The following is a 21458-nucleotide window of genomic DNA, read 5'->3' as shown; positions in this document are numbered from 1 at the left end:
GTCTTCAGGATTTAGTCGAAACTCTGCCGTCATGCAGTGGCGCCAGGTTGAACTGCACCGGGACCCTGGCCCAGATCTGGACCGGTTTGCCGTTCTTCTCGGCCGGAATAAAGCGCCACCCCTGGGCGGTGTCGACGGCTGCCTGGATCAGCGAAGCAGAGTGGGTGGTATTGGCGTTCGCCAGATTGCGGACCTTGAGCGCCTTGCCGTCGGTGCCGACCAGCACTTCCAGCATCACCATCCCTTCTTCCTTGTTCTTGATCGCGTCCGCCGGGTAAGTCGGCTGATGTCCGACGTTGTAGGCCATGTTGGCCGAGGCGGGTTTGCTCGCGGCAGCCGGTGAGGCGGCCTGGGCACCCATCGCAGAGGTAGCCATCAGCGCAAGCAACAGCAGGTGGCCGGCATGGCGGCGCGCGAAACCGGGGCAGGGACGTTGGATCATGACGAGACGCTCCTTCAGTTGTGGCTCGGCGAGCCAGGGAGTGATCACCGGCATTCCATCCATGCCGATGCTGTGCAACAGGGTTTGGGCGTAACGGACGCGCGAGGTTGGGCTGGCGCGCAGTACAACCTCATCGCAAGCCAGTTCCTGATCCAGCCGGAAGCGCGGCAGTGCGAACCAGGCCAGCGGGTGGAACCACAGCAAGGCAAACACCAACTCCGCCAACAGACTCCACCAGGCGTCCCCGCGAGATAGGTGCGCCAGTTCATGCTGCAGCACCAGCGCGCGCTCCGCCTCGTCGTGGCGTTGCAGGAAATCGGACGGCAGCAACAGCAGGGGGCGCGGCGCCCACAGCACGGAAGGGCCGGCGGGATGAAGCCGCAGTTGTCGATGAGCCAGTCCGCCGAGGCTGTCGCGCAAGGCGTCATGCATCGCCATCGGCAACGTCTGTGTCTGGCGGCGCAGTTGCAGGTAATGCACGACAAGGCGCAGCAGCATGGCGCCACTACCGGCGATCCATAAAGCGATCAGCCAATGAAACGTTGTGGGTGCGGATCCACCATGCATCGACAGCGTAGCCAGCGCAGGCTGCACCACGACCGGCGGTATCCATGCCATCTTCTCCGGCCACGCAGGCAACCATACGGCGGCGCCAAAAAGCAGCGGGCACAGCCAGAGCGTGAAAGCTGAGGTGGCGCCGAACAGATGTCGCGCGAGCCGGCGCAGGCATAACGTCAGCAGCAGTCCAGCAGTCACACTTGCCAGCAAGGGCAGGAGCGGCAGGTGCATATCAGCGCCCCTTCTTCTCGATGGTGTCGACCAGTTTGCGCAACTCGGCGATATCGCTCGCCGAGAGTTTTTCGTGGCGGCTGAAGTGAGCGAGCAAGGGCGCTACGCGCCCGCCGAACACGCGATCCAGCAGGCTGCGGCTTTCCTGCTTTTGCCAGTCCTCGCGGGTCAGCACCGGGGAATACAGGTAACGCCGTCCATCCCGCTCCGCGCGGATGGCGCCCTTGCCCAGCAGGCGGTTGATCAGGGTGCGGATAGTTTTCTCATGCCAACCCGTGGGCCTGAGCAGTGCGGCGACGATGTCTTCCGAAGACTGTGGCGCGCGTTGCCAAAGCACGTCCATTACGTGGCTTTCGGCCTCGCTGATGGGGGCGATGTCCTGGGGCATGAGTGACTCCACTGCATTAGATTACGTCTGTAGTTCATTTGAAGACTACATCTGTAATTTATTTGGCGCAAGCGCCTAGTGGAGCGAGTGTTGCGAGCGCGGTAGTGGCTGAGCGTTGGGCGATCAGCGCGCGATGACAGAGACCGTTTGCTCGCTCAGCGTCTTGCCGTCGGCATTCTTCGCGCGCAGCCGGTAGGTGCCGGGAAACAGATAGAGCGCGCTCTTGATGTCGGGCTGCAGAAAGGCATAGCGATCGGCGGCCACCGCTTCGTACGGTTCGTGTTGGTAATAGGCCTCGACCACACATGGCAGCGTGCCGCCGCACATCGTGGTGTTGATCGGCATGGGAAGGCGCTGTCCCTGCAGTGAGAGCCAGTCGGGGCGTACGCCGTTGCTGGCCGATGATTTGGCGGCGACGGCCTGACCGTCGAGCGTGTACCAGCTCGGTTGCTCCTTGCCGAGGTCGGCGGCGTTTTTGTCTGGTGGCAGGATCACGCTGACATCGTGCAGCACGGGTTCCGAGCTCCAGGCGCGATCGTCGCCGCGATGAAGCAGCACGATCGGCTGGATGGGCTGGAATGCGGCGACGATCTGATCGTAGGCAAATAGCGGCAGACGCGGATTAGCTTCGCGGAACTGGGTCTGGTCGATGGATAGCGGTTCGATGCCGCTCAGTTCCTTCAGTTGCGCCGCCATGGGTGACGCATCGCCCAGCCGGCCCTTGGTTTTGTCGATGTGCGCGTAGCCGGCATGCACGAACAGCCGGGCTCCGGGATGTGCGGCGAGTACGCGTTGATAGAGATTCTTGGCCTGACCGCTTTCGCGTCCCTGGGCCGTGTCGCTGTCGGCGTCGTAGGGCACGATAACGAAGCCGAGCGCGATGGCCTTGCGCACGATCTCGCCGAACAGGGGCTCGTGCAGGTATTCGCTGCCGCTGGTCCAGGTGGGATAGCCGCGCGTGGCGAGTGTGCCGTCGCGATCGCCCAATGCCTCCAGTGCAAAATGAGTAAAGCCGAGTGCGCGCAGACGAGGCAGCAAGGCCAGGGTGAGTTGTCGCGTGTGCGCATCGTGATGGGCTTCGTTGACCATTACCACGCGCCGTTCGGCGGCCAGCCGCGCGATGGCTTCGGCGGCATCTACCGCCTGCCATTCGCCTGGTTGCGGCAGTGGCCCGGTGTAGACCTTGCGGCTGTCGATAGGGAACTCGGCCAGCGCTTCGGCATACATGCCCAATTCGTTCTCGGTGGTGGCCAGGAGCTGTCGCGCCACCATGCGGTCATCGGGCGGCAGCTTGCGCATGGCGCCTGTGAGGTAGTGATAGCGGGCAAGGTCATCCGTTAGTGGCCGTATGGCCTTGAACAGTTCTTGCGTGGATGGATCGACGCCGCGGGCATGGCCGGCGGTGGCGAGCGCGAGTGCGGCCATGCACAGGATGGTTGCGGCACGTCTGGCAGTGAGCATGTATTCCCCCTGGAATGAAACAGAACCTAGCGCAAACGCGGCGCAGCAAGAAACTTATGGCTTGGGCACGGTGATGTTGCGCTGGATCAGCGTGCGGCCGTCGGCATCCCAGCTGCGCAGGTGGTAGGCGCCGGGGTAGAGGAAGAGGCTGTTCATACTGTCCACGTTGAGGAAGGTGTAGCGGTCGGCCGGGATGGCATCGTCGCTTTCCTCGGCGTAGCGGGCCTCGACGACGCAAGGGATGTGCTTGGCGCAGAGGTCGGTGGTGATCAGGTGTGATGTGCGCAGGCCGTCGAGTGAGAGCCAGCGCGGGCGGCGCTGGTGGCCGACGGGAGGCAGCAGCACGTCGAGATCATGCGCGGCGGGGTCCGAGCTCCATGGCGTGCCGTCGGTTCGCCGCCGCAGTACCACCGGACCCTGTGGCTGATAAAGGGCGATCAGTTGCCGGTAGTTGGCGCTGCCGACGTCGGAGCCGATATCGCGCCACCGGGTCTGGTCGATCGTCAGCGGATCGAAGCCGCTGAGGCGTTTGAGCAGCATCGCCATGGGCTGCACTTTGCCGCCCAGATTGCCCACCACCTTGTCGATGTGCGCGTAGCCGGCATGCACGAACAGGCGCGCCTTGGGATCGGCCTGGAACACTTTGCGGTAGAGCTGCCGCGCCTGGCCGGCTTCGCGTTCGGCCAGGTCGCCCACTTCGGATTCGTAAGGCACCACCACGAAGCCGAGCTTGATCGCCTGCCGCACGATTTCTCCGTACAGCGGCTCGTGCAGATATTCGGTGCCGCTGGCGACGACAGGGTAGCCGCGCTGCATCAGGCCGGCGTCGCTATCGCTCAGGGCTTCCGCGGCAAAGTGGGTGAAGCCCTCCGCGCGCAGACGCGGCAGCAAGGCGAGGGTGAGGGCTCGCGTGTGGGCATCGTGATGCGCCTCGTTGATCATCACGATGTGCCGGTCGGTGGCCAGTTTGGTGATGGCTTCCACGGCATCGTCGGCTTGCCATTCGCCCGGCTGCGGCAGATCGCCTTTGAACGGGACGCGGTTGTCGAAAGGGAAGTCGCGCACGGCCTCGTCGTACAGGCCAAGCTCGTTCTCGACCGTGGCAAGCAGTTGCTGTGCGATCAGACGCTGCTCCAGTGGAAGGCGCATGAGCACATCAGAGAGATAGCGTTGGCGCTGCAGGTCGTTCTTGAGCGGCTGCATGTCGCTGAAAAAATCGCGAGGCGCGGGCTGCGCGGTGGATGCGCCCGCCTGCTCCGCAGCCATGACCTGGCAAGGCAACAACAGACACGATAAGAGCAGCCACGGCAGCAAGGCGCCATGGGTCAGGGCGCGAAAACGTACAGCGGATACAGCATCGGCGATTTCCATGACTTAGTACCCTTGGGGATGAGGGCAAAAGACGGGAGGGACCTTCGGCGTGGCTACAATAACCTGATGGATGCTTCGCGCAGTGATGTACTTGTTCTTGGCGGCGGTGTCATCGGCCTCGCCAGTGCCTATTACCTGTTGAAGTCCGGTGCCTCGGTCCGGGTGCTGGAGCAGGGTACGCCGGGTTGCGGCAGTTCGCATGGGAACTGCGGCACGATTACGCCCAGTCATGCCGCGCCGCTGGCCATGCCGGGGATGCTGGGGGTGGCGCTGCGCTCGATGTTCCGCGGCGATGCGCCGCTCTACTTGAATCCCCGGCCCGATCTGGAACGCCTGCGCTGGCTGCTGGGCTTCGCGCGCCGCTGCAATTGGCGCGACTTCGAGCGGGCCGCGATCGCACGCTCGGCGATCCTGCAGCACTCGCGTGGCCTGCTGGAATCGCTGGTGCGTAGCGACGGACTGGACTGCGAATTCGTCAACCCGGGCGAGCTGTATGTCTACCGCACGCCGGCCATGTTGGCGGCGGATGAACGCCATCACGCCCAGGTACTCGACCGCCTTGGCGTCGAGGTGCGGCGCCTGCGCGGCGATGAAGTGGAAGCGGCCGAGCCCGCCCTGAAGCCGGGAGTGGCCGGCGGCCTGTTTCATCCGGGCGATGCCCAGCTGCGTCCGGATCGCTATGCGGCCGAGCTGGCGCGTCGCGTGCGCGAACTGGGTGGCGTGATCGAATGCGGCGCGCGGATCGACCAGTTTGGTACCAAGGATGGTCGCGTCTCGCATGTGCGCACTACGCGCGGTGTCTTTCATGGCGAGCGGGTGGTGATGGCGCTTGGCGCTTGGTCACCGCTGCTCGGGCGCATGCTGGACTTGCGTCTGCCGATGCAGCCCGGCAAGGGCTATTCGCTCACCTATACCCGGCCTGTGCGCGCGCCGAAGCAGGCTCTGGTGTTGCGCGAGGCGGCGGTGTGCGTCACCACTTGGGGCAGTGGTTACCGGTTGGGCAGCACGATGGAGTTCTCCGGCTACGCCGAAGGCCTCAATCGCGCCCGCCTGGATGCATTGCGCCGTGGTGCCGCCGCGGCACTGCACGAACCCGAAGGCCCCGAGCTGTTGGAAGAGTGGTGGGGGTGGCGACCGATGAGCGTGGACGAGGTGCCCATCATTGGGCAGAGCACGCGCTGGTCGAACTTGTTGCTGGCCACCGCGCACGGCATGCTCGGCGTCAGCATGTCCGCCGCCACGGGTGAGTTGGTGGCCGCGCTGGCGAGCGGACATGCACCGAAGATCGACCCTTCGCCCTATGCACCTGCACGGTTCCGGCTTTAGGGGCCCTCTGATCGATTCCACGCAGGCGTCACCATGGCTGTTTGCGCGCAGATCGCCGTTGCGCTGCCGATGGCAGACTGGCCGTCTGTTGAGGCAGCGTGGCGGTGAGCTGCGCGCAAACAGCCATGGCCCTCACCTATGAAATTTAATGACAGGGTGATATCCAGCAAGGGCGCTACCGCTACCGCGCGGCTCGACCTGACGGCCAGTCAGGCGCTTCGCCACGCGGTAGCGGTAGCGCCCTTGCTGGATATCATGCCGCCTGCGTGGAATCGATCAGAGGGTCCCTGGCCGGCCTTTGACACGCTCTTAAAGCCACGGCCTTTAGCGTGTCGGTTCCCTTGGAGAAGTTGTGCTGATGGCTGAGACTTTCGATCTGATCGTGCTGGGCGCAGGCTCGGGTGGACTTGCCGCGTCGTTCCGCGCAGCCAGGCACGGTGCACGCGTGGCCTTGCTTGATCCCGGCCCATTGGGCGGCACCTGCGTCAATGTCGGCTGCGTGCCGAAGAAGGCGCTGTGGTTCGCGGCGCAGCTCGCGCAGGCCCAGTCACTCGCCGAAGCCTATGGTTTCACCGGCGTGCACGGGCCGTTGGATTGGGAACACTTTCGTCTGCGCCGGCTCGGTTATATCGATGGCATCAAGCAACGTTACGAAACGCGCCTGGCTGAAGCGGGCGTGCAGTTGTTGCGCGAGGCCGGGCGTTTCGTCGCGGCTGACACCATCGCCACGACCAGTGGCGCGGAACTGCGCGCTCCGCAGATCGTGATCGCCACCGGCGCGCGGCCACAGCGGCTGGATATCCCCGGTTTCGAGCTGGGGGTAGTTTCCGACGACATGTTTTCCCTGCGCGAGTTGCCGAGGCGCATCGCCGTGGTGGGTGCGGGCTATATCGCGGTCGAGTTCGCCGGCTTGCTCAGGGCGCTGGGCAGTGAGGTCTGCCTGCATGTGCGCGAGCGCCTGTTGCGGTCATTCGATGAGGAGCAGGTGACGGCGCTGGAGGAGCAGATGCGGGGGCAGGGCATCCGCGTGATGTGTCCGTCGCGCATTCGCGCCGCGCGCCGTGTCGATGATGCCATCGTGCTGGAAGACGAGACGCACGGCGACACCGGTCCTTACGATGCCGTGCTGTGGGCCCTGGGCCGCGTGCCGAATACCGAGCGGCTGGATCTCGATGCCGCGGGCGTCCAGCTCGACGCAAAGGGGCATGTGCTGACTGATGCGTGGCAAAACACCAACGTGCCGGGTATCGCTGCGCTGGGCGATGTCACCGGTCGTCTCGCGCTGACGCCGGTAGCGGTGGCGGCGGGGCGGCGCCTGGCGGATCGCTGGTTTGGCGGCGAACCCGATGCACGCTTGGACTACGGCAACGTGCCCAGCGTGGTGTTCTCCGAGCCGCCGCTCGCCGGGGTCGGCCTGACCGAGGCGCAGGCGCGCGAGCAATACGGTGAGCAAGTGCAGATCCATCGCAGCCGTTTCACGCCGATGCAATGGGCGCTCGCCGGCCATCACGGCAAGAGCTTCATGAAGCTTGTGTGTGTAGGCGAAGATCAGCGCGTGGTCGGCATCCATATCCTGGGGCCGGGTGCGGACGAGATGCTGCAGGGCTTCGCCGTGGCATTGAAGATGGGGCTGCACAAACGCGACCTCGATGCCACTGTCGCCATCCATCCGAGTTCCGCCGAAGAGCTGGTGCTGATGTCGTAGCGCCTCACGGCTAAACTGCGCGGATGGAAACCTTCACTCTGCACCAAGGCAGCACGCCGCTGCTGATCAGCCTGCCGCACGACGGCAGCTTCATTCCGCCGGACATCGCTGCGCGCATGCACCCTTATGCGCAGCGTTCGCCGGATACCGATTGGCATGTGGGCCGGCTGTATGAGCCGTTGGCGAAGGCGCTCGGTGCCAGCGTGCTGCGACCGCTGGCCTCGCGCTATGTGGTCGATCTCAATCGGCCGGCGGATGGGCATGCGTTGTATCCGGGGCAGCGGGAAACCGGGCTGGTATCCACCATCGGTTTCGATGGCGAGCCGTTGTATAGGGACGGTGCCGAGCCCGATGTCGCCGAAGTTCAACGGCGAGTAAACGAATTCTGGAAGCCTTATCACCAGGCGATATCGCAGGAAATTGCGCGACTGAAGCAAGCCCATGGTCGCGTGGTGGTGTGGGAGGGGCATTCCATCCGCAGCCGCGTGCCGATGTTGTTCGAAGGACAGCTGCCCGACCTCAACCTGGGTACGGCGGACGGTGCCAGCTGCGACGAAGCATTGCAGCAGGGTCTGCGGGATCGGCTGGAAGCGCAGTCCGATTACCGTTTCGTGATCAACGGTCGCTTCAAGGGTGGCTATATCACCCGGCATTACGCACAGCCTGGACAAGGCGTGCAGACCGTCCAGCTGGAGCTGGCGCAGTTGAACTATATGGACGAGGACAACTTCGCTTATGACGAAGGCAAGGCGGCGCGCCTGCAGGTACTGATCGGACAACTACTGCAACGCTGCCTCGATTGATCGCAAGTAATTTCGAAGCGAAGTCGGCGCTATGGAAAGTCAATAAGTCAGCGGCGACAACAAGGCGGCAAACGCAAAAATATTCAGTTCCGATACGCTACGAAACGTGCAATGTTGCTTCCGCCGCGCCACCCGCGTCGCCGGGTTCCGGCCGGGTCCGCGGCCATCTTCGTTTCGAGGCTCACTAACATGCGTAAACTTGCGATCGCTTCCCTGCTCGTTGCCGGCGTGGCTCTTTCCGGTTCTGTGTTTGCCCAGGACGCTGCGGCTGCTCCGCAGGCGGCTGCGGCGACCAAGACGCCGGCCGCTGCCCATCATGCGGGCAAGCAGCACCACAAGAAGAGCAGCACCCACCACAAGAAGGCCGCCGCTGCGACCGCCGATGCCGCTCCGGCTGCTGACGCTGCTGCCGCCGCTCCGGCTGCTCCGGCTGCCGGCAAGTAATCGAGCCTCGCTGGTACGCCAAAGCCCCGCCGGCCAAGCCGGCGGGGCTTTTTCATGCGCGCTGTTTGACGATGCTCAGCCCGGCGCCTGAGGTAGTGCGGCGATGCATTTCAGTTCGATCGCGATGGGCGTGGGAAGCGCCGTGATGCCGAGGGTGGTGCGGCAGGCATCGACGCCTGCGAAGTACTCTGCGTAGAGCCGATTGTAAGTAGTGAAATCGCGCGCCATGTCGGTGAGGTACACCGTCACGTCGACCAGATCTTCCCAGTGAGCACCGCTGGCTTCGAGTACCGCACGCACGTTGGCGAATACCTGCCGGCATTGCGCTTCGATGTCGTAGCTGGCCACCTTGCCATCGGCGTCATATACGTTGCCGGGAATGGCGTTACTGCCGGGCGTACGCGGACCGACGCCGGAGAGAAACAACAACTGGCCCACGCGCCGCGCATGCGGATAGGCGCCGACTGGCGCCGGCGCGCTGTCGGTGCGCACGACGTTGCTCATCGCTGCGGTTCCTGCACTTGCATCAGCCGCTGCAGAGCCTGTTCGTAAGCAGGGAGCAGTTCCTCGCGCGAACTGACGTGCATGCCCAGGTCGTTCACATGGCCATCGAACAGGCTGTAGCACCAGGCATGCACGGACAGTTTCTGGCCGCGCTCCCACGCATCCATCACCATCGTGGTGCGGCAGACATTGACCACTTGTTCGATCGCGTTGAGTTCGCACAGGCGGCTGTTACGCAGATGCATCAGGTCGAGCGAGGCCAGCATGCCGGTGTGCTTCTGCGCGACATCACCCACATGGCGAAGCCAATTGTCGACCAGGCCCAGACGGCGGTCGTCCAGCACTGCCTGCACGCCACCGCAGCCGTAGTGACCCACCACGAGAATGTGCTCGACCTTGAGCACGTCGACGGCGAATTGGATGGTGCTGAGGCAGTTCAGGTCGGTGTGCGATACCACGTTGGCGACATTGCGCTGCACGAAGATGTCGCCCGGCGGCAGATCGACGATCTGCGTGGCCGGTACGCGTGAATCGGAGCAGCCGATCCACAGATACCTGGGCGCCTGTTGCTGGGCGAGTCGTTCAAAGAAGCGCGGGTCTTCCGCGCGTACGGCCGCCGACCAGCGGCGGTTGCTGTCGAGCAGGTCTTGCAAGGGGCTTTTCAAGGGACGCTCTCAGTAACGGATGCAAATATTTTTGGGTTCGGTAAAGAAGCGCAGTGCTTCCACGCCGCCTTCGCGGCCGAGTCCGGATTGCTTGGTGCCGCCAAAAGGCGTGCGCAGGTCGCGCAGCAGCCAGCAGTTGATCCACACAATGCCGAAGTCGAGCTGCGCGCCGAAGCGATGCGCGCGTGCCAGGTCGGTGGTCCAGAGCGAGGCGGCCAGGCCATAGCCGGTGCCGTTGGCGATGGCGAGTGCTTCAGCCTCATCATCGAACGGAATCAGGCTGACCACGGGGCCAAAGATTTCCTGCTGGTTGGTGATTGCATCGGAAGCAAGGTCTTCGATGACCGTAGGGGCGACATACCAGCCGCCGGCGTGGGCGCCGGGTAGCGTGATGGCCTCACCGCCGCAGACGATGCTGCCGCCTTCGTCGCGCGCCTGCGCGATGCAAGCCATCACCTTTTCGAAGTGCGGTTGGGAAACGAGCGCGCCCAGATCGCTGGAGGCGTCGAGCGGGTCGCCGACACGCAACGCGCGTACGCGCGCGAGGTAGCGTTCGCGGAAGCTGTCGTAGATCGCGCGTTGCACCAGCAGGCGCGAGCCGCACAGGCAGATCTCGCCCTGGTTGGCGAAGCCGGAGCGCACGATGGTGTCGAGGTTGGCCTCGCTGAGATCGGCGTCGGCAAACACGATGGCGGGGTTCTTGCCGCCAAGTTCCAGCGAGAGCTTCTTGAAGTGCGGCGCGGCAGCCTTGGCGATCTGGGCGCCTGTTTTTGTGCTGCCGGTAAACGACACCGCCTTGATCCCGGGGTGCTCCACGATGGCCTGGCCCACACTCGGACCGCTGCCCTGCACGATGTTCAACACGCCCGCGGGGAAGCCGGCTTCGATGCTCAACTCGCCCAGCAGTGCGGCTGTGCATGGCGTGATCTCGGAAGGTTTCGCCACCACGGTGTTGCCGGCGGCAAGTGCGGGTGAGATCTTCCAGGTGAACAGATAGAGCGGCAGGTTCCATGGGCTGATGCAGCCGACTACGCCGAGTGGCTGGCGCAGCGTGTAGTTGATCGCGCCAAGTTCCATCGCATGCGACTCGCTGCTCCACGGCACCACCGCCGCAGCGAAGTAGCGCAGGTTGCTCACCGCGCGAGGAATGTCGAGGCTGCGCGCGAGGCTAAGCAGCTTGCCGCTGTCGCGCGATTCCAGCGCGGCGACCTCATCGAGGCGGGCTTCGATCAGGTCGGCCAGCCGGTGGAGCAAGCGGGCGCGCTGTTCGGTGGATGCCGCGGCCCACGCGGGCGCCGCGCGCTGTGCGGCGGCTACGGCGGCGGCGACATCGTCGCTATCGGAATCGGGGCAAAGCGCAAAAACCTCGCCGGTGGCTGGCTCGAACACATCGAGCCAACGATCCCGGCGCGGCGCCTGCAGGCGACCGTCGATGAGGTTGGCAAGGCGCAGGCTTGGCATTCGTGCAAGCTTAATTCGTGCAGCCGGCGATTGCACCGGACGGGGGAGTATGTGGATCGGAGTACGGGAGCGCCGGCTTGGAAAGCTCGAAGCCTTTGCCGTTCATCGTTCCAATCAGCTCAACGCCCGCGTGCGCCCGCCGTCCACCGCAATGCTCACGCCGTTGACGTACGCCGCGGCGGGCGTACACAGGAAGGCGATCACCGAGGCGATCTCCTCGGGTTCGCCGAAGCGGGCGGCCGGTACCGTGGCGAGCATGCCGCGCGCGAGTTCTTCCTTGCTGCGGCCGGTGCTGGCGGACTGGGCCTCCAGGAGGCCATCCAGTCGGCCGGTGCGGGTGTAGCCCGGCAGTACGTTGTTGACGGTGATGCCATCGGCGGCGAGTTCACTGGACAGGGTCTTGGCCCAGGCCGCCACCGCGGCGCGGATGGTGTTGGAGACGCCCAGGCCGGGAATCGGCTCTTTCACCGAAGTGGAGATCACGTTGACGATGCGGCCGTAGCCGCTGGCGCGCATGCCGTGCAGTACCGATTGCACCAACGCCTGGCCGGCCAGCACATGCTGGCGGAAGGCTGCCTCGAATGCGGCTGGATCGGCCGTATGCGCGGCGCCGCCGGGCGGGCCACCGGTGTTGTTGATGAGGATCTGCACCGGTTCGGTGGCCGCGACATCGGTCGCTGCGGTGAGCAGCCGCGCGGTGTCGAGCATGTCGGCGGCATGCCAGCGATGCTGCTGTTCGGCATGCGTGCGCGGCAGGGTGTCGACGAGCGCTTTCAAGGTATCGGCGGAGCGCGCTAGCACGGTGACATTGGCGCCGAGTTGGGCCAGCTCGATGGCGGTTGCCCGGCCGATGCCTTGCGAGGCGCCGCAGACGAGGGCATGGCGTCCGCTTAAATCCAGCTGCATCGTGTTACTCCTGTCGATTGCGGGTCAGCGTGCCATCCACTGCATGCTCAGCGCGGCGAACCAGCACAGCCACGCAGCCCAGGGACAATAACGCCAGACGCGTCGCCAGCGAGTGATGGCTGCATCTTCCAGCGCCGGCAGGATGGGCGAGCGCAGCGCAAGCTGCAGTCTCATCCATACACGCAGCAGGCCGGGTTTCTGGTTGCCTTCGGGCTCGGCAATGATCTGCCATTGCGCCGCGTGCCGCGTGCGCATCAATACGGCAATGCGGTACTGCGCCAGGAAGTGCAGCAGGAAGAACACCACGCCGGCGAACAGCAGTGATAGGTAAAGCGTGATCATGCGGTTCTGTTTCCTGGAAGCCGGCGACCGGCTAGTTGCTGGTGCCGGTGGGCTTGCTGTCGCCGCCCTGGCCGGCGGGTTTGGTTTCCGTCGCCGATTTGTCGTCGGTGGTGGGACTGGTGCCCGGCCATAGCGGCGCGAGGGGCAGGACGGTGCGCAAGGTATTCAGCACGCCGTCGCCCTTCTGCGCCTTGGCGCAGATGGCGTTGTCGACGGCGTCGGCATAGGTCTTGTTCATCAGGCCGATCCATACCGAGCCATCCGGTCCGTGTGGGATGCGGAAGTTGCCGGCGGCGGCCATCTTCACCGGCGCCTCGGCGGAGAAGGCGGCCGGCGACTGCTCCCAATAGGTGCTGCCGGACTGCTGCTTGGCCGAGCTGTACAGCACCAGATAGCGCGCCTGCTTGTTGGTCACCTTGATGCTGCCGAACGCGCCGGTGGTTTCGCTGGTCCAGCCCATGTGCTCGCACAGGCCGACGTCTTCCGTGCTGATCGGCTGGAAACCTTCGTCGAGCAGGGTCACGGTGGGGGCGAACAGATAACTGGCGCGCAACCAGCGGCCGTTCAATTCCGACTTTAGCGCCACGCGGTAAGGCAGCTTGGTGTCGGAGGGCAAGCGGAAGGCGAGGAAATAGCTGCGCTCACCGTTGATGCTGGCCACCATGCTGCCCGGGCCCAGTTCGAACTCCTTGGGCTGCCAGGGCATGGGCGTCTGGAACGAGAAGTCCGCGAAGCTGCTGCAGCAGGGCGTGGCCTGCTGCAGCGCTGTCCTGGCCTGATCCAGCGCGGAGCTGTTTTCCTCCGGCGGCCGCAGATTGGGCGGCACCAGGATCTTTGCGGTATGGCAGGCGCCAAGCAGCAAAGTGAGGACAAGCAGCAGTAGGGTGAGTACCGGTTGGCGCTGGAGCATGACTCGGATCGTTGTCAGAACTCTGCCGTTCCCGCCGCACGCGGATAGGGAATGGCGTCTCGGATGTTGGACAAGCCGCAAACATAAACCAGCAGGCGCTCAAAGCCGAGCCCGAAACCGGCATGCGGCACGCTGCCGTAGCGGCGCAAGTCACGGTACCAGCCATAAGTGGCGGCATCGAGACCGAACTTGGCCATGCGGCGGTCGAGGTAGTCCAGGCGCTCCTCGCGCTGGCTGCCGCCGATGATCTCGCCGATGCCCGGGGCGAGCACGTCCATGGCGGCGACGGTTTTCTCGTCGTCGTTGAGGCGCATGTAGAAGGCTTTGATTTGCTCCGGGTAGTTCATCACGACCACCGGGCGGCCGACATGTTTTTCGGCCAGGTAGCGCTCGTGCTCGGTCTGCAGGTCGATGCCCCAGGCCACCGGGAACTCGAACTTCTGGCCGGACTTCTTCAGGATCTCGACCGCGTCGGTGTAGTCGATACGCTCGAACGGCTGGGCGATGAAGTTCTCCAGGCGCGTGACGGCCTCGGGCAACACACGCTCGGCGAAGAACGCCATGTCGTCTGCACGCTCGTCCAGCACGGCCTTGAAGATCGCCTTGAGGAAAGCTTCGGCGCAGTCGGCGTCGGCGGCCAGGTCGGCGAAGGCGATTTCCGGCTCCACCATCCAGAACTCAGCCAGATGACGCGGCGTGTTGGAGTTCTCGGCGCGGAAGGTCGGGCCGAAGGTGTAGACCTTGCTCATCGCCAGTGCGTAGGCCTCGACGTTGAGCTGACCGGACACGGTGAGGAAGGCTTCGCGGCCGAAGAAATCCTTGCGGAAATCGATCTTGCCCTTGTCGTCGCGCGGCAGGTTGGCCAGATCCAGCGTGGACAGGCGGAACATGTCGCCGGCACCTTCGGCATCAGAGGTGGTGATGATCGGCGTATTGATCCAGAAGAACCCCTGTTCGGTGAGATGGCGATGGATCGCCGTCATCATGGTGTGGCGCACGCGGGTCACTGCGCCGAACAGGTTGGTGCGCGGGCGCAGGTGGGCGACCTCGCGCAAGAATTCCATGGAGTGCTGCTTCGGCTGGATCGGATAGGTTTCCGGGTCGTCGACAAAGCCGGTGACCTGCACGCTCTCGGCTTGTAGTTCGAAGCTCTGGCCCTGGCCCTGCGAGGGCACCAGGGTGCCGCTGACGATCAGGCCAGCGCCCGCAGTGAGGTGCTTCACCTCATTCTCGTAATTGTCCAGCGTGGCCGGGACCACCGCCTGGATCGGGGCGAAGCAGGAGCCGTCGGTGATATTGACGAAGGACAGGCCAGCCTTGGAGTCGCGGCGGGTACGTACCCAGCCTTGCACCGTAACTTTGCTGCCGGCTTCGATCTTGCCGGAAAGAGCCTGTTTGACGCTGACCACCGTCATGGATTGAAACTCCTGCTTATGCGCCGCATCTGGCACGTGGAACCGGGACGAAATGCGCCGCGAGGCAGGTCATTTCGGGGCAAACCGGCATGATAATGTAGGCTTCGCCCGAACCGCGACGGTTCCGGCGGTTATTTCCGCACTTCAGATCACAGCCATGACCATCACCATCACACCCGCCGCCAACGAACGCATGCGCCAGTTCCTGGCCAGCACGCCAGCTGCGGCCGGTGTGCGGTTCGGCGTGAAGCGCACCGGTTGCTCGGGTTTCGCCTATGTGGTGGACCTGGCCGACAGCGTGACTGCCGACGACCAGACGGTCGAAGTGGATGGCGTGCGCCTGATTGTCGATCCCAAGAGTCTGCCCTTGGTGGACGGCACCGTGATCGACTTCCAGCGCCAGGGCCTGAACGCGAGCTTCGTCTTCCACAACCCCAACGCCACCGGAGAATGCGGCTGCGGCGAGAGTTTCACCGTCGCCTGAGCCTCCCGTAGGAGCGCACCCTGTGCGCGAACGCCCTGCAAAGCGGGGCCGGGTGCCGACAGGTCTACAAAAGGCGACCCTGCCGGTCTGTCGCCCACAGGGCAGGCACCTACCTCCAATATTTTCAGTCGCTTGCGCCAAGCACCTGCGCCCGCTTACAATTCCGCTTCTGTCCAGGCTTAAAAGGCCCGGACAGGACCTTGCCTCACCGTACCGACGGGAGGCTGCGAGGCCGCAAGGCCGCATCCACAAGGAGTTACCTATCAATGACCCTGCGTCATTACGAAGTTGTGTTCCTGGTCCACCCTGACCAGAGCGAGCAGGTCCCGGCCATGATCGAGCGCTACAAGTCGCTGATCGAAACCGACGGCGGCAAGATCCATCGCCTGGAAGATTGGGGCCGCCGCCAGCTGGCGTACCCGATCGTGAACCTGGCGAAGGCTCACTACGTCATGCTCAACATCGAAGTCAGCCAGAACGCGCTGAACGAGTTGGAGTCGGGTTTCCGCTTCAACGACGCCGTGCTGCGCCACCTCGTGATCAAGCGCGACGAAGCCGATACCGAGCAGTCCTTCATCCTGAAGTCCAAGGAAAAGGATGATGCCAAGTCTTCGCGTCGCCGCGATGACGACAGCGATGGTGACGACCGCCGCGGCGGCCGTGACGACAACGATCGCGACAGCGACGACTGATCAGGAGCCACGACATGTCCAAGTTCTTCCGCCGCCGCAAGTTCTGCCGCTTCACGGCCGAAAAGGTCAAAGAGATCGACTACAAGGATCTCAACACCCTGCGCCAGTACATCACTGAGAACGGCAAGATCGTTCCCAGCCGCATCACCGGTACCAAGGCTCGCTACCAGCGTCAGCTGGCCATCGCTGTGAAGCGTGCACGCTTCCTGGCGCTGCTGCCTTACACCGACAACCACGACGTCTGATCGAAACCGCGCCCGGCTCCGGCCGGGCGTGGCGGTCAACCCTTCGGACAACCGTCCACGGCTGCATCGGGCCACACCGGTGCTAACGAAAAGGAACCACCATGGAACTGATTCTTCTCGAAAAAGTCCGCAACCTCGGCAACCTGGGCGACAAGGTCAAGGTCAAGCCGGGTTACGGCCGTAACTACCTGCTGCCGCAGGGCAAGGCTGTGCCGGTCAACGCCGCTAACCTCGAAGCCTTCGAGAAGCGTCGCGCCGAGTACGAGGCCAAGGCCAACAAGCAGCTGTCCGATGCTCAGGCTCGCCAGGCCAAGCTGGTCGACGTGTCGGTGACCATCGCCGCGCACTCCAGCCCGGAAGGCAAGCTGTACGGCTCGGTCGGTCCGCGTGAAATCTCCGAGGCCCTGCAGGCCGCCGGTCATGACGTGCACAAGAACGAAGTGATCCAGGGCGAAGGCCCGATCCGCGCCACCGGCGAGTTCGACGTCGTGATCGCGCTGCACGCCGACGTGCAGAGCTCGGTCAAGGTGATCGTGGTCGGCGAGAAGTAAGCCGAACCCATCGCCTGCATTGATCCAGACGGGCGCCCTCGGGCGCCCGTTTGCTTTGGTGGGCAACGCGGTTTTATCCACCGCGACCCACAGCTTATCCACAGAGTTATTGTCTCGCCGCATGAGAAAACGCCGCGTATCCTCTGAGTCCGACGACCAACGTTGGTCGGACTCGCCCGCCATGTCGCGAGGAGACTCGATGTCCTTTGCACCCGATCGCAAGTCCGGCAACGCCGCCATTGAGGCGCTGCGTGTGCCGCCGCATTCCATCGATGCGGAACAGGCGGTGCTGGGTGGCCTGATGCTGGCCCCGGACGCGCTGGACAAGGTGGCCGACCGCCTCGGCGAACAGGATTTCTACCGCAAGGACCACCGCCTGATCTGGCGCGCCATCACCGAGCTGGCGAACAAGGGCATGCCCTGTGACGCGGTGACCCTGGGCGATTGGTTCGAGGCCAACAACCTGGCCGAAATGGTCGGCGGTGCGGCGTACCTGATCGAGCTGGCGAACGGCACGCCGAGCGCCGCGAATATCGGTGCCTATGCCGATATCGTGCGCGAGAAGTCCATCCTGCGGCAGCTGATCGACGCCGGCGTCGAAACCACCGAGGACGGCTACCGTCCCGAGGGCAAGAGCGTGCAGGAGGTGCTGGAAAGCGCCGAGCAGCGCGTGTTCAAGATCGCTGAGTCCGGCGCGCGCGGCAAAAAAGACACAGTCACCATGCGCGAGGCGGTCAAGGATGCCTTCCGCCTGCTGTCCGAGCGTTACGAGAATCGCGGCCAGCTCACCGGTATCTCTACCGGGTTTACCGATCTCGATGAGCTGACGTCCGGCCTGCAGCCGTCGGACTTGATCATCGTCGCGGCGCGTCCGTCGATGGGCAAGACGGCGTTCTCAGTCAACATCGCCGAAGCCGCCGCATTACGTGGCAAGAAGGCGGTGGTGATCTTCTCGATGGAAATGTCGGCCTCGCAGCTGGCCTTCCGTATGATTTCCTCGATCGGGCGTATCCATCAGCAACATCTGCGCAATGGCGATCTCGCCGAAGAAGATTGGCCGCGCGTCACCAACGCCATCGCGATCCTGTCCGAGGCGAAGATCTTTATCGACGACACGCCAGGCCTCTCGCCGGTGGAAATGCGTTCGCGCTCGCGCCGTATCCATCGCGAAAACGGTGGTCTCGGCCTGATCGTGGTCGACTACCTGCAGCTGATGCAGGTGCCCGGTAACAAGGAAAACCGCGCGACCGAGATTTCAGAGATCTCGCGTTCGCTCAAGGGTCTGGCGAAGGAGCTCAACTGCCCGGTGATTGCGCTGTCGCAGCTCAACCGCTCGTTGGAACAGCGCGCCGACAAGCGCCCGATGATGTCCGACCTGCGCGAATCCGGCGCTATCGAGCAGGATGCGGACGTGATCATGTTCATCTACCGCGACGAGTACTACAACAAGGAATCGCCGGACAAAGGCTTGGCCGAGATCATCATCGGCAAGCAGCGTAACGGTCCTACCGACACGGTGAAGCTGACCTTCCTGGGGCACTACACCAAGTTCGAGAATTACGCACCGGACTCCTTCGTCGGCGCTTTCGAGTAACGGCAAGCATCATGCGGGTAAGGGAAACCTTGCCCGCAAATTTCCCCGATCGCGCCACCTGCCCATCCGGCCCCGGCCCTAAGGTTGGAGATGGACGGCGGCGAGGGCTGGTAACCTCTCGCGTTGTTTAGGTCCGCCGGAGCCGTTGAGCCTCGTCCGGCTTTCCCCTAGCTACGAAGCCGCCGTCTGCGCGTCGCGGCCAAACTGGAATCATGAGCCGCACTACCGTCGCCACCATCCATCTCGGCGCCCTGCGCCACAATCTCGCCCGCATCAAGGAGATGGCGGCGCCGGCCAAGGTGATGGCGGTGGTCAAGGCCGATGCCTATGGCCACGGGCTGGAGCGGGTGGCGCGTGCGCTAGATGGTGCGGCAGATGCTTTCGCTGTGGCAGCCCAGGGTGACGGCCTGCGTCTGCGCGCGGCCGGACATCGTCAGCGCATCGTGGTGTTGTCCGGTCCCGATCGCGCCGGTGATATCGCGGAAATGCAGCGTCTGCAGCTCGATGCGGCGATCCACCATGAGTCGCAATTGCAATGGCTGGCCGACGCTTCTCCGGCACGCGGGCTGCTGCGGGTCTGGCTGAAAGTGGACAGTGGCATGCATCGGCTCGGCTTTGCGCCCGAACGCGCGGCAGAGGTGTATGCGCGGCTGGCAGCGATGCCGGGTATCGATCCGGAAATCGGATTGCTCACGCATTTCTCCGAGTCGGAGGAATTCGAAGGCACGGAGACGCCGGCACAGATCCTCCGTTTCAGTGAAGCCACTGCCGGCCTGAGCGGGCCGCGCGCCCTGTCCAATTCCGCGGGCGTGCTGGGCTGGCCCGAGGCGCGCGCCGATTGGGTGCGCACGGGCGGTTTGCTGTATGGCCTATCGGTCGTGGCGGGTAAGACCGGGGCCGATTTCGGCTTTCGCCCGGCCATGACCCTCCATACGCGTCTGGTAGCGATCAATCACATCCGCCGTGGTGAGCGTATCGGCTACAACGGCATCTGGACCTGCCCGGAAGACATGCCCATCGGCGTCGCCGCCGTTGGCTATGGCGATGGCTATCCGCGCAGTGCGGTGTCAGGCACGCCGGTGCTGGTGGGCGATCGGCGGGTGCCGCTGGTCGGCCGCGTCTCGATGGATCTGATCACGCTGGATCTGCGTGATGCACCGCAGGCCAAGGTCGGCGACCGGGTGACCCTGTGGGGGCCGGAGCTTCCGGTGGAAGACATCGCGGCACAGGCCGGCACGATCTCTTATGACCTTACCTGTGGCATGACCAAGCGCGTGCTGTTCGTCGAAGACGAAAACTGACTCGTTATCGCGGCGGCTGCGTCTCGCGGTTTGCGATGGCGGCGGGCTAAGCTCGCCTTTTCCGTCCGCAGGGAATCTTCATGGCCAAAGCCAAAACCGCCTATGTCTGTGCCGATTGCGGCGCGGAGCATTCGAAATGGCAGGGCCAGTGCATTGAATGCGGTGCCTGGAACACGCTGAGCGAATTCGTGGTACAGCCGGCGGTGAAGTCCGCGGGTGCTGCGCGCAGCAGTGGCTATGCCGGTGCGGCAGCCGGGGCGCCCAAAGTGACGCCGTTGACGTCGGTCGCGCTGACAGCCGAAATGCGCACGTTCACCGGTATTGGCGAGCTGGATCGCGTGCTCGGTGGCGGACTGGTGGATGGCTCGGTCGTGCTGATCGGCGGCGATCCGGGCATCGGCAAATCGACCCTGCTGCTGCAAATGCTCGGCAAGCTTGGCGAGCAGCTATCCAGTGTTTACGTGACCGGCGAGGAGTCGCTGGGGCAGGTGGCTGCCCGCGCGCAGCGACTGGACTTGCCGCTGGGACCGCTGCACGCGCTGGCCGAGACCTGCATCGAGCGCATTCTCGAACAGGCAGTGGCTTCGCGTCCGCGCGTGCTGGTGATCGATTCCATCCAGACCATCTGGACGGAGCTGCTCACCGCTGCGCCAGGTTCGGTCAGCCAGGTGCGCGAATCGGCCGCCAAGCTCACGCGTTTCGCCAAGGAGACCGGTACTTCGGTATTCCTGGTAGGGCATGTCACTAAGGAAGGCGGCATTGCCGGTCCGCGCGTGCTGGAGCACATGGTGGATGCGGTGCTGTATTTCGAAGGCGAATCGGGCAGCCGCTTCCGCGTGCTGCGCGCTTTCAAGAATCGCTTCGGCGCGGTGAACGAACTGGGCGTGTTCGCGATGTCCGAGAAAGGGCTGCGCGAAGTGCCTAATCCTTCGGCGATCTTCCTCTCCGCACATGCGGGGCCGACCTCGGGCAGTGCGGTGATGGTGACCCGCGAAGGCACGCGCCCGCTGCTGGTGGAAGTGCAGGCGCTGGTGGACCAGTCGTCGCTGGGCAATCCACGTCGCGTGGCATTGGGCCTTGAGCAGAACCGGTTGGCGATGTTGCTGGCGGTGCTGCACCGGCACGGCGGCGTAGCTGCGTACGACCAGGATGTGTTCGTCAACGTGGTGGGTGGTATTCGTGTGCAGGAAACCGCGGCTGATTTACCAGTGCTGTTGGCGGTGCTGTCCAGCCTGCGCGATCGCCCGTTGCCGGAAAAAGCCGTGGCCTTTGGCGAAGTGGGTTTGTCGGGTGAGATACGTCCCGTTCCGAATGGCGAAGAGCGCCTGAAAGAGGCGGCGCATCACGGCTTCCAGCGGGCCATCGTGCCGAAGGCGAACGCACCCAAGAAAGGCCGTGTAGGTGACATGGAAGTGGTTGGCGTGGAGCGTCTTGCACAGGCTATTGACGCCACGCGATAGGTTCATTTCGAATGTCGCACGTGCAGCATGTCACGCGTGGAATCCTTGTGAATTCATAGGCGTTCCGGGCGCACTCGTCGATCGATTCTTCGGCGCACGATGCGCCTTTATCGGGCTGTGCAATGGATCAACGTCGCCGGCCCGGGCCACTGTCAGCATCGCCGCTCCCGTGCGTGACAACGCACTTATCAAGGAGAGC

The 21458-nt window shown here is 64.2% G+C and carries 22 protein-coding genes; 11 read left to right on the top strand and 11 right to left on the bottom strand.

Annotated elements, in window-relative coordinates; all coding sequences use genetic code 11:
• Positions 1–4 precede the first annotated feature (4 nt).
• The 4 genes from ISS97_RS21805 to ISS97_RS21790 all read right to left on the bottom strand — a co-directional run bounded on the left by ISS97_RS21805 (position 5) and on the right by ISS97_RS21790 (position 4451).
• Positions 5–1231, bottom strand: a complete 1227-nt coding sequence (locus tag ISS97_RS21805; protein WP_379984073.1) for a TonB family protein — start codon at positions 1229–1231, stop codon at positions 5–7.
• A gap of 1 nt (position 1232) precedes the next feature.
• A complete protein-coding gene (locus ISS97_RS21800) occupies positions 1233–1619 on the bottom strand; it encodes a BlaI/MecI/CopY family transcriptional regulator (protein WP_379984074.1) in 387 nt (128 codons plus the stop codon).
• A gap of 123 nt (positions 1620–1742) precedes the next feature.
• A complete protein-coding gene (locus ISS97_RS21795) occupies positions 1743–3080 on the bottom strand; it encodes a hypothetical protein (RefSeq protein ID WP_379984075.1) in 1338 nt (445 codons plus the stop codon).
• A 54-nt stretch (positions 3081–3134) separates the two neighbouring features.
• The gene (locus tag ISS97_RS21790) at positions 3135–4451 is read right to left on the bottom strand and encodes a hypothetical protein (RefSeq protein ID WP_379984077.1); all 1317 of its coding nucleotides are present in this window, start codon (positions 4449–4451) and stop codon (positions 3135–3137) included.
• A gap of 66 nt (positions 4452–4517) precedes the next feature.
• On the opposite strand from ISS97_RS21790, the gene ISS97_RS21785 reads away from it, so the two are divergent.
• From ISS97_RS21785 to ISS97_RS21770, 4 genes are all read left to right on the top strand, one after another.
• Positions 4518–5777 carry an NAD(P)/FAD-dependent oxidoreductase gene (locus ISS97_RS21785; protein WP_379984078.1) on the top strand — a complete coding sequence of 420 codons (1260 nt, stop codon included), beginning with the start codon at positions 4518–4520 and terminating at the stop codon, positions 5775–5777.
• Between the two features lie 358 nt (positions 5778–6135).
• Positions 6136–7482, top strand: a complete 1347-nt coding sequence (gene gorA / locus ISS97_RS21780; RefSeq protein WP_379984079.1) for a glutathione-disulfide reductase — start codon at positions 6136–6138, stop codon at positions 7480–7482.
• 23 nt (positions 7483–7505) lie between these two features.
• Complete coding sequence (gene hutG / locus ISS97_RS21775; RefSeq protein ID WP_379984080.1) at positions 7506–8285, top strand: N-formylglutamate deformylase; 780 nt, start codon at positions 7506–7508, stop codon at positions 8283–8285.
• Positions 8286–8474: 189 nt separating this feature from the next.
• Positions 8475–8729: a hypothetical protein gene (locus ISS97_RS21770; RefSeq protein ID WP_379984081.1), complete on the top strand. Its 255-nt coding sequence runs from the start codon at positions 8475–8477 to the stop codon at positions 8727–8729.
• A 75-nt stretch (positions 8730–8804) separates the two neighbouring features.
• Here ISS97_RS21770 and ISS97_RS21765 read toward each other — a convergent pair whose 3' ends face one another.
• The 7 genes from ISS97_RS21765 to asnS all read right to left on the bottom strand — a co-directional run bounded on the left by ISS97_RS21765 (position 8805) and on the right by asnS (position 14932).
• Positions 8805–9233 (bottom strand): RidA family protein, encoded by a 429-nt coding sequence (locus tag ISS97_RS21765; RefSeq protein ID WP_379984082.1) that lies wholly within the window; start codon positions 9231–9233, stop codon positions 8805–8807.
• Positions 9230–9898: a carbonate dehydratase gene (gene can, locus ISS97_RS21760; protein ID WP_379984083.1), complete on the bottom strand. Its 669-nt coding sequence runs from the start codon at positions 9896–9898 to the stop codon at positions 9230–9232. The genes ISS97_RS21765 and can overlap by 4 nt, the downstream gene beginning before the upstream one ends.
• Before the next feature lie 9 nt (positions 9899–9907).
• On the bottom strand, positions 9908–11359 hold the full coding sequence (locus tag ISS97_RS21755; protein WP_379984084.1) for an aldehyde dehydrogenase: 1452 nt from the start codon (positions 11357–11359) through the stop codon (positions 9908–9910).
• 114 nt (positions 11360–11473) lie between these two features.
• Entirely contained in the window at positions 11474–12265 is a 792-nt protein-coding gene (locus ISS97_RS21750) for an SDR family oxidoreductase (RefSeq protein WP_379984085.1), read from the bottom strand.
• A gap of 24 nt (positions 12266–12289) precedes the next feature.
• The gene (locus tag ISS97_RS21745; RefSeq protein WP_379984086.1) at positions 12290–12607 is read right to left on the bottom strand and encodes a hypothetical protein; all 318 of its coding nucleotides are present in this window, start codon (positions 12605–12607) and stop codon (positions 12290–12292) included.
• 31 nt (positions 12608–12638) lie between these two features.
• Positions 12639–13517 carry a MalM family protein gene (locus tag ISS97_RS21740; RefSeq protein WP_379984087.1) on the bottom strand — a complete coding sequence of 293 codons (879 nt, stop codon included), beginning with the start codon at positions 13515–13517 and terminating at the stop codon, positions 12639–12641.
• Positions 13518–13531: 14 nt separating this feature from the next.
• Positions 13532–14932 carry an asparagine--tRNA ligase gene (asnS, locus tag ISS97_RS21735; RefSeq protein ID WP_379984088.1) on the bottom strand — a complete coding sequence of 467 codons (1401 nt, stop codon included), beginning with the start codon at positions 14930–14932 and terminating at the stop codon, positions 13532–13534.
• A 157-nt stretch (positions 14933–15089) separates the two neighbouring features.
• On the opposite strand from asnS, the gene ISS97_RS21730 reads away from it, so the two are divergent.
• The 7 genes from ISS97_RS21730 (at position 15090) to radA (ending at position 21259) form a co-directional block, all read left to right on the top strand.
• Positions 15090–15416 carry a HesB/IscA family protein gene (locus tag ISS97_RS21730; protein WP_379984089.1) on the top strand — a complete coding sequence of 109 codons (327 nt, stop codon included), beginning with the start codon at positions 15090–15092 and terminating at the stop codon, positions 15414–15416.
• 266 nt (positions 15417–15682) lie between these two features.
• Positions 15683–16108, top strand: a complete 426-nt coding sequence (gene rpsF / locus ISS97_RS21725) for a 30S ribosomal protein S6 (protein WP_379984090.1) — start codon at positions 15683–15685, stop codon at positions 16106–16108.
• A gap of 14 nt (positions 16109–16122) precedes the next feature.
• Positions 16123–16353, top strand: coding sequence for a 30S ribosomal protein S18 (gene rpsR / locus ISS97_RS21720; RefSeq protein ID WP_090450590.1), 231 nt, complete (start codon positions 16123–16125; stop codon positions 16351–16353).
• 101 nt (positions 16354–16454) lie between these two features.
• A complete protein-coding gene (rplI, locus tag ISS97_RS21715) occupies positions 16455–16904 on the top strand; it encodes a 50S ribosomal protein L9 (RefSeq protein ID WP_379984091.1) in 450 nt (149 codons plus the stop codon).
• 199 nt (positions 16905–17103) lie between these two features.
• The gene (locus ISS97_RS21710) at positions 17104–18498 is read left to right on the top strand and encodes a replicative DNA helicase (protein ID WP_379984092.1); all 1395 of its coding nucleotides are present in this window, start codon (positions 17104–17106) and stop codon (positions 18496–18498) included.
• Positions 18499–18710: 212 nt separating this feature from the next.
• Complete coding sequence (gene alr / locus ISS97_RS21705) at positions 18711–19799, top strand: alanine racemase (protein ID WP_379984093.1); 1089 nt, start codon at positions 18711–18713, stop codon at positions 19797–19799.
• Positions 19800–19879: 80 nt separating this feature from the next.
• Positions 19880–21259 (top strand): DNA repair protein RadA, encoded by a 1380-nt coding sequence (gene radA, locus ISS97_RS21700; protein WP_379984094.1) that lies wholly within the window; start codon positions 19880–19882, stop codon positions 21257–21259.
• Positions 21260–21458: the final 199 nt, after the last annotated feature.

It is taken from the genome of Dyella koreensis (assembly GCF_044904565.1).
Classification (GTDB): Bacteria; Pseudomonadota; Gammaproteobacteria; order Xanthomonadales; family Rhodanobacteraceae; genus Dyella_D; species Dyella_D koreensis.
The sequence above is the reverse complement of the archived record's forward strand: the minus strand, read 5'-3'. Positions and strand labels throughout refer to the sequence as shown.

Excerpts from the sequence above, each read along its gene's own strand:
- gorA (WP_379984079.1), top strand. The coding sequence starts at position 6,136 with ATGGCTGAGACTTTCGATCTGATCGTGCTGGGCGCAGGCTCGGGTGGA.
- ISS97_RS21765 (WP_379984082.1), bottom strand. The coding sequence starts at position 9,233 with ATGAGCAACGTCGTGCGCACCGACAGCGCGCCGGCGCCAGTCGGCGCC.
- ISS97_RS21800 (WP_379984074.1), bottom strand. The coding sequence starts at position 1,619 with ATGCCCCAGGACATCGCCCCCATCAGCGAGGCCGAAAGCCACGTAATG.
- asnS (WP_379984088.1), bottom strand. The coding sequence starts at position 14,932 with ATGACGGTGGTCAGCGTCAAACAGGCTCTTTCCGGCAAGATCGAAGCC.
- ISS97_RS21755 (WP_379984084.1), bottom strand. The coding sequence starts at position 11,359 with ATGCCAAGCCTGCGCCTTGCCAACCTCATCGACGGTCGCCTGCAGGCG.
- rpsR (WP_090450590.1), top strand. The coding sequence starts at position 16,123 with ATGTCCAAGTTCTTCCGCCGCCGCAAGTTCTGCCGCTTCACGGCCGAA.
- ISS97_RS21805 (WP_379984073.1), bottom strand. The coding sequence starts at position 1,231 with ATGCACCTGCCGCTCCTGCCCTTGCTGGCAAGTGTGACTGCTGGACTG.
- rplI (WP_379984091.1), top strand. The coding sequence starts at position 16,455 with ATGGAACTGATTCTTCTCGAAAAAGTCCGCAACCTCGGCAACCTGGGC.
- ISS97_RS21795 (WP_379984075.1), bottom strand. The coding sequence starts at position 3,080 with ATGCTCACTGCCAGACGTGCCGCAACCATCCTGTGCATGGCCGCACTC.
- ISS97_RS21730 (WP_379984089.1), top strand. The coding sequence starts at position 15,090 with ATGACCATCACCATCACACCCGCCGCCAACGAACGCATGCGCCAGTTC.
- ISS97_RS21785 (WP_379984078.1), top strand. The coding sequence starts at position 4,518 with ATGGATGCTTCGCGCAGTGATGTACTTGTTCTTGGCGGCGGTGTCATC.
- rpsF (WP_379984090.1), top strand. The coding sequence starts at position 15,683 with ATGACCCTGCGTCATTACGAAGTTGTGTTCCTGGTCCACCCTGACCAG.
- hutG (WP_379984080.1), top strand. The coding sequence starts at position 7,506 with ATGGAAACCTTCACTCTGCACCAAGGCAGCACGCCGCTGCTGATCAGC.
- ISS97_RS21745 (WP_379984086.1), bottom strand. The coding sequence starts at position 12,607 with ATGATCACGCTTTACCTATCACTGCTGTTCGCCGGCGTGGTGTTCTTC.
- radA (WP_379984094.1), top strand. The coding sequence starts at position 19,880 with ATGGCCAAAGCCAAAACCGCCTATGTCTGTGCCGATTGCGGCGCGGAG.
- ISS97_RS21770 (WP_379984081.1), top strand. The coding sequence starts at position 8,475 with ATGCGTAAACTTGCGATCGCTTCCCTGCTCGTTGCCGGCGTGGCTCTT.
- ISS97_RS21740 (WP_379984087.1), bottom strand. The coding sequence starts at position 13,517 with ATGCTCCAGCGCCAACCGGTACTCACCCTACTGCTGCTTGTCCTCACT.
- ISS97_RS21790 (WP_379984077.1), bottom strand. The coding sequence starts at position 4,451 with ATGGAAATCGCCGATGCTGTATCCGCTGTACGTTTTCGCGCCCTGACC.
- alr (WP_379984093.1), top strand. The coding sequence starts at position 18,711 with ATGAGCCGCACTACCGTCGCCACCATCCATCTCGGCGCCCTGCGCCAC.
- ISS97_RS21710 (WP_379984092.1), top strand. The coding sequence starts at position 17,104 with ATGTCCTTTGCACCCGATCGCAAGTCCGGCAACGCCGCCATTGAGGCG.
- ISS97_RS21750 (WP_379984085.1), bottom strand. The coding sequence starts at position 12,265 with ATGCAGCTGGATTTAAGCGGACGCCATGCCCTCGTCTGCGGCGCCTCG.